This is a genomic window from Microbispora rosea, from assembly GCF_900156315.1.
Classification (GTDB): domain Bacteria; phylum Actinomycetota; class Actinomycetes; order Streptosporangiales; family Streptosporangiaceae; genus Microbispora; species Microbispora rosea.
Genome location: NZ_FTNI01000043.1, coordinates 36,841 through 48,665 on the forward strand (window position 1 = coordinate 36,841; position 11,825 = coordinate 48,665).

Sequence of the window (11,825 nt, forward strand, 5' to 3'; positions counted from 1 at the left end):
CGGCCGAACGCCCGGCGCGGTCACGGGGCGGCGGCCGGACGGAGCCGTGCACGCGGTCGGCGACGGCGGGCGGTCCCGGCACCCTCCGGATGCCTCCGGATCGCCCGGTCACCGTGTATCGACGGGCACTTGACGTTCCGGATGTTATCGGTAACTCTTCTCTGCATCACCGGAATCCTCCGGATCCCTGGTGGCTCATGGAGAGAGAATGTGATCGATAACATTACCTACGACGGCTCCGTGCGGGGGCACCGCCGGGCGGAGCACCGGCTCAGGGCGCGGGTCCGCACCGTCGCCGAGGCGTACGCCCTGCTCGCCCCGAGCCTCGCCGGCTTCCTGCTCTTCCTGGTGGCGCCCATCTTCGGCGTGGCGGCGCTGAGCCTGTTCGACTGGAACCTGATGGGCGCGCCGTCGTTCGTCGGACTGGACAACTACCGCGAGCTCGCCGCCGATCCCGAGGTGTGGCGGGCCGTGCTCAACACCATCTACTACGTGGTGCTCAACATCCCGGCGCAGACCGTGCTGGCACTGCTGCTGGCGCTGGCGCTGAACCGTCGGATGCGCGGCGGCAAGGCGCTCCGGGTCGTCTTCGTGCTGCCCTGGATGGCCATGCCGGTGGCGCTCGGCATCATCTGGTCCTGGGTGTTCGACCCGAGGTACGGCGTGGTCAACCAGGTGCTCGGCACGGTGGGAATCGACGGTCCCAACTGGCTCACCGACCCCGCGTGGGCCATGCCGGTGATCGCCTCGGTGAACGTATGGCAGTACACGGGCTACACGATGCTCATCCTGCTGGCCGGGCTGCAGGCGATTCCGCACACGCTGTACGAGGCCGCGGCGATCGACGGCACCACGCCGGTGCAGCGGTTCTTCACGATCACTCTGCCGCTGCTGCGGCCGTCGCTGTTCTTCGTGCTGGTGACGAACACGATCGGGTCGTTCCAGATCTTCGACACGGTCTTCGTGATGACCCAGGGCGGCCCCGGCGGCGCCACCGACGTGCTGAACTTCCACATCTACCAGCAGGGGTTCCAGCTCTTCCGGTCCGGCTACGCCTCGGCGCTGGCGATGGTGCTGTTCGCGCTGATCCTGCTGGTCACCGCGGCGCAGTTCCTCTACTTCCGCAAGCGCACCGTCTACGACTTCTCCTGATTACCCCGATGAAGAGGACCCGGATGAAGAGAACACCGATCACGAGGATCGCTCTGTATCTCGTGCTCTTCGCGGGCGCCGTGGTCTCGGTCGCGCCCTACCTGATGACGCTGAACTCGGCGTTCAAGGAACCCGCGCAGGTGCTCACCACCCCCGCCTGGCAGCCCGCCTTCCCCGTCACGTTCGACAACTTCGCCCAGGTCTGGTCGGAGTACGACATGGCCGGCTTCCTGCTGCACTCATTGATCTACGCGGGGGTGGTCACGGCCGGCCAGGTCGTCTTCAGCACGATGGCCGCCTACGCCTTCGGCCGGATGTCGTTCCCCGGCCGCGACGCGCTGTTCTGGGGCTACCTCGCGACGATGATGGTGCCGCAGATCGTCACCCTGGTCCCGCTTTTCCTGATCATGCGGGAGTTCGGGCTGATCGACACCTATCTCGGGCTGATCCTGCCCACCGCGTTCGGCACGCCGTACGGGATCTTCCTGGTGCGGCAGTACTTCCGCACGATCCCCAGGGACCTGGAGTCGGCCGCGCGCATCGACGGCGCGGGCACGCTGACCGTGCTCGTCCGGGTGCTGCTCCCGCTGAGCCGGCCGATCCTGGCCACCCTCGCGACCATCACGTTCATCACGACCTGGAACACGCTGCTGTGGCCGCTGATCGTCACGAACGGCGACGCGACCCGGGTGGTCACGCTCGGCATCTCGGCGCTGAAGGGTCAGTACTCCTCCCAATATCACCTGATCCTGGCGGCCGCCGCCCTCGCGCTGCTGCCGCTCATCGTGATCTTCCTGCTGTTCCAGCGGCACATCGTCCGTTCGATCGCTCTCACCGGACTGAAGTAACCACCCCCCAAAGAGAGAAGGGCATACACATATGTCCAGAAAAATCGCCTTATCTGCCGTCGCGGCGGCGGCCCTGCTGTCCCTCGCCGCCTGCGGCGGCGCGGACGACGCGGACTCCACCGGCGGCGCCGTCACCCTCAGGTACGCGATGTGGGACGAGGTGCAGAAGCCGCCGATCGAGCAGTCGATCCGCGAGTTCGAGAAGGCGCACCCGACCATCAAGGTGCAGATCGAGCTGAACAACTGGAACGACTACTGGAGCAAGCTGCAGACCCAGCTCGCCGGGCGCTCGGCCCCCGACGTGTTCTGGGACCACGTCTCCTACTTCCCCAAGTTCAGCAAGGAGGGCGTGCTCACCGACCTGGCGCCGCTCATCGCCCAGGACAAGGTGGACACCTCGATCTACGATTCCAAGCTCTCCGAGGGCTGGAAGGTGGACGGCAAGGTCTACGGCCTGCCCAAGGACTGGGACACCATCGGGCTCTTCTACAGCACCAAGGCGCTCAAGGACGCCGGGCTCACCCCCGCCGACCTCGACGGCCTCACCTGGAACCCCGGCGACGGCGGCACCTTCGTCAAGACGCTGCAGAAGCTCACGGTCGACGAGAACGGCAAGCACCCCGACGAGGCCGGCTTCGACCCCAAGAAGGTCAAGCAGTACGGCCTGGCCATGCAGGCCCCGACCGGTCAGCAGGACTGGTGGAACTTCGCACTGCAGAACGGCTGCACGCTCCAGGACAAGCCGTGGGGCCGGTGGACCATCGACCAGCCGGCCTGCGTGCAGGCCATCCAGTTCGTCCAGGACCTGCGGTTGAAGTATCACGTCGCGGTGCCCGCCACGGTCACCAACCCGCCCAACGGCCCGTCCCTCGACCAGGTGGTCGGGCGCGGCGAGGCGGCCACCGCGATGGACGGAAGCTGGATGCTGCGCGCGTTCGACACCGCGCTGCCCAGCGGCGGTTTCGGCGTCGCCGACCTCCCCGCGGGCCCCGTCGGCAAGGGCAGCGTCTACAACGGCCTGACCGAGGCCGTCTACGCCGGCACCAAGCACCCGAAGGAAGCGTGGGAGCTGCTCAAGTGGCTGACGTCCGAACACCATCAGAAGGCCGTCGCCCAGGCGGGCTCCGTCTGGCCGGGCATCACCTCGCTCAACGACGTCTTCGCCGACGCGTGGAAGGCCAAGGGCGTCGACGTAACCGGCTTCAAGAAGGCCGCCGAGGGCACCACGATGGGCTACCCGCTGACCGAGGCGGCCGACGTCTACAACGTCAAAGCGCTCGACATCTTCAATCAGGTCTGGCTGGGCCAGCTGTCGCCGCAGGACGCCGCCCAGAAGATCAACACCGAGGCCAACGCCGCCATCAAGTAAGGTCTGACTCATGGAAGTTACCGGTCACATGCCTGCCCAGGACGCTCCCCGGACGCGCTCGGCGAGCATCTGGGACGTCGCCCGGGTGGCCGGTGTCTCCCAGCAGACCGTCAGCCGCGTCATCAACGGCAAGGCCCGGGTCAGCGAGACGACCCGGGCCAGGGTCCTCCAGGTCATCGCCGAGCTCGGCTACCGGCCCAACCGGCTGGCCCAGGCGCTGGCCGGAGGGCCGGTCCGCTCGGTCACCGTCCTCACCTCCGACACCGCCCTGTACGGCGCCGCCGCCACCCTGCGCGGCATGGAGGAGGCGGCCAGGACCGCCGGGTTCTCCGTCGGCATCAGCGTGCTGGAGCGGGACTCCGGCCAGGCGGACATCGCCCTGCGGCTGAACCGGCCCGGGGAGGCGGTCATGGTGATCGCCTTCGACGACGCGGGCGTGCGCGCGCTGCGGGCGCTGCCCGCGGACGTCCCGGTCACGGCCGCCGTCGAGCGGCGGCCCGACGACGGTCCCGACGACCCGTGGCAGATCTGGCTGGACGACCGGGCGGCGGCCGCGCACGCGACCCGCTATCTGCTGAGCCTGGGGCACCAGACCGTCCACTACGTGGCCATCCCCTCCTCCACCAGCGCGCTGCCGCAGCGCACCCAGGGCTGGCAGGACGCGCTGCGCGCCGCCGGCCGGCCGCTGCCCGAGCCGCTGCCCGGCGGCTGGAGCCCCCGATCCGGCTACCTCGCCGTACGCTCCCTGCTCGCGGACCGCTCGGTCACCGCGATCCTGTGCGGCAACGACGACCTGGCGCTGGGCGTCATGCGGGCCGCGCGCGAGGCCGGGCGGGACATCCCCGGCGACCTCAGCGTGGTCGGCTTCGACGACTCCCCGCCCTCGGCCTACCTCAATCCCGCGCTCACCACGGTGCGGCTCGACTTCGAGGGTCTCGGCCGGGCCTGCTTCGGCCTGCTGAACCGCAGGCTGGACCCGCAGAACGCCGCGGCCGTCCCGGCCTGGAGCGAGCCCGAACTCATCGTGCGGGAGAGCAGCGGCCCCGCGCCTGCCTGACCCCGAGCCCGCCCGACCCCGCGCCGCCTGACCCCGAGCCCGCCTGCCCCCGAGCCTGCCTGACCTGCGCCGCCACGGTCCTCCGCCACGCCATGCGGGCGGAGCGTTCCGCATGCCATGCCGCCCTTCCCCTTCGCCGTCGAAAGGCTGAGATGATCCATCACGACTCCGAACACCGCCTGTGGGTGCTGTCCGGGCCGTCCTCCTCCTACGTGCTGCACCTCGACGATGCCGACCGGCCGCGCGTCCTGCACTGGGGACCGCGGTTCACCCCCGAGCAGGCGGCCTCTCTCCTGCTACGGCTGCCGCCGCTGGGCTTCCGGCCGGTGGAGGACCCGCTGGAGGGCTCCTTCGACCTGGTCGCGACCGGAGGCCTGTGCTACGGGAACGCCGGCCTGCAGGTGCGCTTCGCCGACGGCACCCGCGACCTGGAGCTCGTCTACACCGGACAACGCCGCGCCGATCGGGAGCTGGTGCTGACGTACGCCGACCGTCACTACCCGCTGGCCGTGGAGTGCCACTACCGCCTGCACGGCGACGTGATCGAGCGCCACCTGGTGCTGCGCAACGAGGGCGAGCCGGTCACCGTCGTACGCGCGGACTCCGCCACCTGGGTGCTCCCCCGGTTGAACGGCTACCGGCTCAGCTCCGTACGCGGCCAGTGGGGCGCCGAGACCCGGGTGCACCGCACCGAGCTGCCGTACGGCGAGACCGTCATGACCAGCCGCAGGGGTGTGACCAGCCACCAGGCCAACCCCTGGGCGATGGTCGACGACGGCACGGCGGGCGAGGAGCACGGCGCGGTCTACTCCTGCGCGCTGGCGTGGAGCGGGAGCTGGCGGCTCACCGCACAGCGCCTGCCCACCGAGCGGGTGACGCTGTCGGCGGGATTCGGGCACGACCCCGTGACCTGGGAGCTGGGCACCGGGGAGGAGCTGGTCACGCCGGTGTGCGCCGGGCTGTACACCGAGGGCGGCTTCGGCGCCGCCAGCCGCGCCTGGCACGACCACCAGCTCCGGCATGTCCTGCCGCATGCCGGCGAGCTGCGGCCGGTGCTCTACAACTCCTGGGAGGCGACGGGCTTCGACGTCTCACTGGACGGGCAGATCCGGCTCGCGGAGTCGGCCGCCCGGATGGGCGTGGAGCTGTTCGTGGTGGACGACGGCTGGTTCGGCGCCCGCACGCACGACGCCGCCGGGCTCGGCGACTGGTATCCCAACCCGCGCCGGTTCCCCGACGGGCTCGGGCCGCTGATCGACCGGGTGCACGAGCTGGGCATGCTGTTCGGGCTGTGGGTGGAGCCGGAGATGGTCAACCCCGACAGCGACCTCTACCGCGCCCACCCCGACTGGGTGATCCACCGGCCGCACCGGCGGCGCACCGAGCACCGCAACCAGCTCGTGCTCGACCTGTCCCGGCCCGAGGTCGGGGACTGGCTGTTCCGGACACTGGACGAGTTGCTGGCCAAGAACGCCATCGACTTCCTCAAGTGGGACATGAACCGCCCCTTCACCGAGGCCGGCCCGGACGAGCGGCTGTGGCTGGGCCACGTGCAGACCCTGTACGACGTGCTCGACCGGCTCCGCGCCGCCCACCCGCACGTGCGGATCGAGTCGTGCAGCAGCGGCGGCGGCCGGGTGGACCTCGGCATCCTGCGCCGCACCGACCAGGTGTGGACCTCCGACAACACCGACGCCCTCGACCGGCTGGACATCCAGCACGGCTTCTCGCAGCTCTACCCGGCCCGGGTGATGGGCGCGTGGGTCACCGACAGCCCCAACCCCTACACCGGCCGGGAGATCCCCCTCGACTTCCGTTTCCACGTGGCCATGGCCGGGCTGCTCTCGATCGGCGGGGCCCTGACCGAGTGGAGCCAGGCCGAGCTGGATCGGGCGGCCGAGCTCGTCGCCGACTACAAGCGGATCCGGCCACTGGTCCAGCACGGCCGCCAGCACCGCCTGCTGCCGCCGGGCGGCGAGCTGTCGGCCGTGCAGTACCTCGCCTCCGACGGCGCCGAGACCGCCGTACTCGTCTTCCGCCGCGCCCGCCGGTTCGGGCACGCCGATCCGGGGATCCCGCTGCGCGCCCTCGACCCGCGGGCGCGCTACCGCGACACGGCCACGGGAGAGGTCCACCACGGGGCCGTGCTGCTCGCCCACGGACTGTTCCCCGAGCTGGCTCCCGGCGACTACGCCAGCGCCCTGATCCACCTGATCAGGGAATAGGCGTGCGGGAAAGAGGAGGCCCACCGGGCGCCCGGTGGGCCTCCTCGCCCGTCATCTGGGCGTCAGGACCAGGCGGTAGGCGCCGTTGGCGTCCTGGTTGGCGATCGGGATCGTGACGCTGCCGTTGGTGACGGTGTAGGCGTTCGACCACACCCGGGTCGCCGCCGCCACGTTCGTCTTGCGTCCGGAGCCCGGAACGTACTCAAGGGTCGCGGTGACCGAGGAGCCCAGCCCGCCGACCCCGTCGACGCGGATCGAGTTGTTGCCGGCCTGGCCGCCGAAGACCAGGCTGAACGTCCTGCCGTCGTAGGCGGCCACGCCGTCGTTGTACGTGGTCGGGGTCACCTTGACGACGTTGCCGGTCTGGTCGGCGTACCACTTGTACATCCAGTACGACGCCGTCGGCTGGCCGTTGTACAGCAGGCCGTTGAGCGTGCCGGCCTCGTACCAGAACGCCCGCTCGGCGTCGCGCACGCCCTCGCGCTCGAACTGGGCGACGTAGTGGTTGACGCTGCTCGGCACGTCGATCTCGCCGGTCGTGGCGTACTCGTTGATGGAGATGGGCCGCGGCGAGATGCCCAGCTCGCGCTCCAGCGCGCGGTAGGCCCGGACGTTCGCGCCGACCTGCTGCCATCCGCTCAGCTCGTGCCACGAGACCACCTCGGGCAGGGTGTTCGTGGCCTTCGCGTTGGTGAGGAAGGAGCGCATCCGGTTGAGGTCCAGGTATGAGTAGCTCGGGCCCATGATGGCCTTGTTCGGCTCGCTCTGCCGGATCCGCTGGTAGGTGCGCACCCATCCCTCGTTGAAGGAGACGCCCGACGCCGACGGCCAGGTCCAGTCCGGCTCGTTCCACGGCTCCCAGGCGTCGATGTTGCTGACGCCCGCCGACTTCGCCGCCGCGATCATCTTGTCGATCCGGCTGTACCAGTCGTTCCAGTTCGTCCAGTTGTAGGGGAAGCCGTCGAAGCTGTCGGCCATGTCGACCGTGATCACCGCGCCGACGGCGGCGGCGTTGCGCCAGACGTTCAGCGTGTCACCGATCGGCACCGGGGAGCCGTTCGGCCGGTGCTCGTGCAGCGGCGGCGGCTGCCGGAGCTGGTGCAGCTTCAGCGGCTGCATCATCGACACCGGCGGGGTGTTCGCGTCGGACAGGCCGTAGAGGGTGCCCGACGCGACGCGGGTGACCGGGCGCACGACGCTGCTCGCGTCGACCACGAGGGCGCTGCCGCCGCCGGTCGTGGTGCCCCACTTCTGGTTGCTCTGCCCGTTGCAGGTCCACAGGATGACGGCGGTGCCGTTGGCGGTGCCGGCGTGGTCCACGTCGAGGCACAGGCCCGACTGCGTCCCCGCGACCGACCCGTCGGAGTTCTGCCGCCACTTCTGGTTGGCCTGGCCGTTGCAGGACCAGATGATCACCTGGGTGCCCGGCGAGGTCTGGTTGTTGTAGGCGTCAACGCAGCGGGTGCCGTTCATCGTGCGCAGTTCGCCGGCCGAGGTGAACTCGAAGCCCTGGTTGGCCTGGCCGTTGCAGTCCCAGATGTCCAGCGCGGTGCCGAGCGTGTCGACGTTGCCCTTCACGTCGAGGCACCGGCCGGAGGAGGCGCTCACCAGCGGCGCGGGGGCGGCGGATGCCGGCGCCGTCCAGGTGAGCGCGGTGGCCGCCAGGGTGACGAGCACCGTGAACAGGCCCATGAGCGGGTGCCGGGCGACGGCGCCCGGCGGCCGTCGCCGCCCGGCCGCCGGGTGGACGGGTAAGTCGTGCATGGTTCTTCTCCTCGTCGGGGGCGTGAGGGCGGGAACGGCGGAGGCGCGCGGAAGCCGGGCTCCCCGCCGCTCGGCGTCACGGGATCGGCGACGCCCTATCGGAGTTATCGGTAACATCACGGTGTAGAGCGTGCCGATGACGGTGTCAAGCCCCGGTCACAGGACAGGACGCTCCACCGGGCCGGAGAGCGGAGTGAAGCCGCAGATCACAGCGGCTTGATTGGGCTCGGAAAGACACCGGGGAGTACGTGGAAGATTCACCTTCGCACGGCGTCTTCCTTGACGGTTATCGGTGATAGCGGTAACACTTGCGCCACCCAGACGCCACGCCCGACTCTCGAGGAGTGCCCATGGACCGGGAACCGACCATCGACGCGCGGGTGTCGTCGCGCGGGCGCGGAGGCGGCCGGTGGCGCCGACGCCGGCCGAGGGTGTCGTGGGGAAAAAGACGGCCAGGTCCCTGATCACAGGGACCTGGCCTGGTGAACTTCTCCCGCCCGGGACGAGCTGCCCCGGCGGCTCCGCGACGCCGGCGGCACGGCCGGCCGTCACGCGGGTCCTTCATCCGTCCTGGTCGCCGGCGTGGGCGGAGGCGTCCTCCGCATCCGGGCCGCGCGACGGCGGTGCTCAGACAGCGATGACGGTCCACTGGTTGTTGGCGTTGTTGTTCGGCGTCCACATGCCGACGGCGGAGCCGGCGGTGGTGTAGCCCATGCCGTCGAGGGCGGTGCCGGTGCCCCGGTTGACGATCTGGTAGCGGCCGTTGCCGAGGTCGTTCAGGCGCCACTGCTGGTTGTTGCCGCCGTTCCAGGCCGCCTGCCTGGCGTTGGCGCCGTTGGCGGTGTCGCCCCAGCTGTCGGCCACCATGCCGTTGGTGCGGTTGACGATCCGATACCAGCCGCCGCCCAGGTCGACGAGCTGCCACTGGAGGTTCGTGCTGCCGTCCCAGTTCCACTGCTTGAGGTTCGACCCCGACGCCACGTTGCCGCCGCCGTCCAGCACCAGGCCGGTGGAGGCGTTGGCGATCCGCACGTAGCCGGTGGGGGTGCCGCCGGAGCCCAGGGAGGGGATCTGACCGTTGAAGGTCAGCTTGACCACGTACGCCGGGGCGCTGAAGGGGGCGTTGGACGAGGGCATCGAGATGTGCAGCCCCGAGCCGTCCTGCGTGCGGTTGGGCAGGGTGGTGTACTGGCCCGCCGAAGAGCCGAGGAGCTGCACCGAGGCCAGGTTGCTCAGGTTGATCCGGTTGGCGCCCAGGGTCGTGATGTGCAGGGTGCTGCCCGGCCAGCCCAGCACGGTGGCGTACAGCACCGTGTTGTCCTTGCTGCGGGTGAAGCGGATGTCGGTGTTGGTGCCCGCACGCGGCGTGGTGAAGGAACCGCCGCCCATCTGGGTGGGGCCCTCGCCGAAGGTCGCCCAGGCGCGGGTGGAGTAGATGGACTCGCCGAACCGCTTCAGGTAGTCCCCGATGCCCAGCAGGATCGACCGCTGCCCGGACGGGATGGTGCCGTCGGCCATGGGAGCGATGTTCAGCAGCATGTTGCCGTTCTTGCTGACCCGGTCGATCAGCGAGTGCAGCATGGCGTTGAGCGAGTAGTAGCCGATGCCGACGGTGTAGCACCAGCTGGAGCTGGAGATGCTGTCGTCGGTCAGCCAGTAGGGGTTCTGAAGGGCGGCCGGGCCGCCGCGCTCGTAGTCGAAGACCTCTCCCCTGGTGTTGAACCCGTCCTTGTAGGTCGCGACGACGTCCCTGTTCCAGGCGACCGCCTGGTTGTAGTAGTACGCCAGGAAGGCCAGCCGCCGGGACTCGTCGAGCCTGCTGAGGTTGAAGTCCTGCCAGATGACGTCGGGCTGGTAACCGTCGATGACCTCCTTGAGCTTGTCGTACCAGAGCTGCTGTTCGTCGGCGAAGCTGAGCTGGCCGTACAGCTTCTTGAGGGAGGTCGCCGACTGGGCCGGCGCCCACTGGTAGAAGCCGGTGAAGTTGTAGGTGTGGTGCATGGCCACGAGCAGTTTGAGGCCCTTGGCCCGGATGGCGTCGGCGTGCAGCCGCAGCAGGTCGAGCCTGGGCCCGGTGGCGACCGAGTTCCACTCGTTCACCCTGCTGTTCCACATGGAGTAGCCGTCGTGGTGCTCGGCCACCGGCCCGGCGAACCTGGCGCCCGCGTCGGCGAACAGCTGCGCCCACTCGTTCGGGTCGAAGTTACCCCCGGCCGACTTCAGCTTCGGCGCGAACTGCACCCAGTTGCCGGCCTTGTCCCGGGCGCCGTTGATGAAGTTGTGGTACGGCCACGCCGACGGGTCGCCATAGACGCTCTTGTGGTGGTTGTTCTCGTTCGACCCGTTGTTGTACATGTTGCGCGGATACCACTCGTTGGCGAACGCGGGGACGCTGAACACGCCCCAGTGGTAGTAGATGCCGAACTTCGCGTCCTGGAACCACTCGGCGGCCGGTGGGTGCTGGTCCACCGACGACCAGCTCGGGCTGTAGCTCTGCGGACCGGCGTTCGCCCAGGCGGGCCCGGCTTTCAGCAGGCCGGCGGCCGTGGCGGCCCCGGCCGCCAGGAGCAGTTGCCGGCGGCTGAACTGGAACGAGGGTGCGGACATGGCGAGGACCTCTCGCGATCGGGGGGATTCTGCGGGGCGCCGGACGGCGACGGCCGGCGCGGCGATCCCGTGAGGATCAGCTCGGCCACGACGGCCCTGGCCCGACGACGGTACGCATGGACACGATCCCTTGGATGTTTCTCGGAGATGAGCAGACGGTCACCGCAGAGACATTGGATGTCGTTGTATGTCAGGCAGAGCGATCTGTCCATACTCTCCCGCCGCCGGGCCCGCGTGTCACGCGCTCCGCGGCTACGAGGCCTTGTCCGTTCGACCACCGAAAACGAGGCCCGGGCAGACGAATCCGCACGTCGACGTATGCCGCATCGGCATTGCCGCTACTCGCCTCGCACCGGGTGCGGTCAGCGCATGTCCGCCAAGGGCACCACCCTGATTCCGTCGAGTAATGGGATGTCTGAAAGTTTCACCCTGGGCTGGGGGCTCAGGACTGGTTGAACAGCGACAGGGTGATGGTGGAGTGGTATTCGCCGGCGGCGACGTCGGCGGGGGTGCGCAGGGCGAGGTCGGCGTTGACCTGCGAGGTGCCGATCTCGTCGGCGGAGTCGGCGGAGGAGACCAGCAGTTCCTGGCCCTTCAGGCCCACCTCGGGGGCTCCGGTGCCGTCGGAGACGACACTGGAGACCGGCTCGCCGGCGGCGACCGCGCCGGTGGAGGAGTCGCTGATCAGGTGCGGCTTCCAGCCGAGGTATTCGGGGCCGATGGTCTTGGCCGGGTCGTCGGCGGCGACGAACTGGCTGGCCTGGCCGACGACGGCCCAGTACTCGCCGGCGGGGATCTCCTCG

At 69.7% G+C, this 11,825-nt stretch carries 8 protein-coding genes; 5 read left to right on the plus strand and 3 right to left on the minus strand.

Annotated features, from left to right (window positions below; translation table 11 throughout):
• Positions 1-210: 210 nt before the first annotated feature.
• The 5 genes from BXA11_RS38145 to BXA11_RS38165 all read left to right on the plus strand — a co-directional run bounded on the left by BXA11_RS38145 (position 211) and on the right by BXA11_RS38165 (position 6,651).
• Positions 211-1,152: a carbohydrate ABC transporter permease gene (locus tag BXA11_RS38145; protein ID WP_204054060.1), complete on the plus strand. Its 942-nt coding sequence runs from the start codon at positions 211-213 to the stop codon at positions 1,150-1,152.
• Between the two features lie 23 nt (positions 1,153-1,175).
• On the plus strand, positions 1,176-2,000 hold the full coding sequence (locus BXA11_RS38150; protein ID WP_030512216.1) for a carbohydrate ABC transporter permease: 825 nt from the start codon (positions 1,176-1,178) through the stop codon (positions 1,998-2,000).
• Positions 2,001-2,031: 31 nt separating this feature from the next.
• Positions 2,032-3,369 (plus strand): ABC transporter substrate-binding protein, encoded by a 1,338-nt coding sequence (locus BXA11_RS38155; RefSeq protein WP_076442581.1) that lies wholly within the window; start codon positions 2,032-2,034, stop codon positions 3,367-3,369.
• A gap of 10 nt (positions 3,370-3,379) precedes the next feature.
• On the plus strand, positions 3,380-4,426 hold the full coding sequence (locus BXA11_RS38160) for a LacI family DNA-binding transcriptional regulator (RefSeq protein WP_051762795.1): 1,047 nt from the start codon (positions 3,380-3,382) through the stop codon (positions 4,424-4,426).
• A gap of 152 nt (positions 4,427-4,578) precedes the next feature.
• On the plus strand, positions 4,579-6,651 hold the full coding sequence (locus BXA11_RS38165; RefSeq protein ID WP_076442583.1) for an alpha-galactosidase: 2,073 nt from the start codon (positions 4,579-4,581) through the stop codon (positions 6,649-6,651).
• Positions 6,652-6,702: 51 nt separating this feature from the next.
• On the opposite strand, the gene BXA11_RS44170 is transcribed toward BXA11_RS38165, so the two are convergent.
• The 3 genes from BXA11_RS44170 to BXA11_RS43530 form a co-directional block, all read right to left on the minus strand.
• Positions 6,703-8,415, minus strand: coding sequence for an RICIN domain-containing protein (locus BXA11_RS44170; protein ID WP_076442585.1), 1,713 nt, complete (start codon positions 8,413-8,415; stop codon positions 6,703-6,705).
• 627 nt (positions 8,416-9,042) lie between these two features.
• Positions 9,043-11,022, minus strand: a complete 1,980-nt coding sequence (locus tag BXA11_RS38175; protein WP_076442587.1) for an alpha-L-fucosidase — start codon at positions 11,020-11,022, stop codon at positions 9,043-9,045.
• A 442-nt stretch (positions 11,023-11,464) separates the two neighbouring features.
• On the minus strand, positions 11,465-11,825 hold a 361-nt coding region (locus BXA11_RS43530), incomplete at its 5' end, for a hypothetical protein (RefSeq protein ID WP_208865597.1).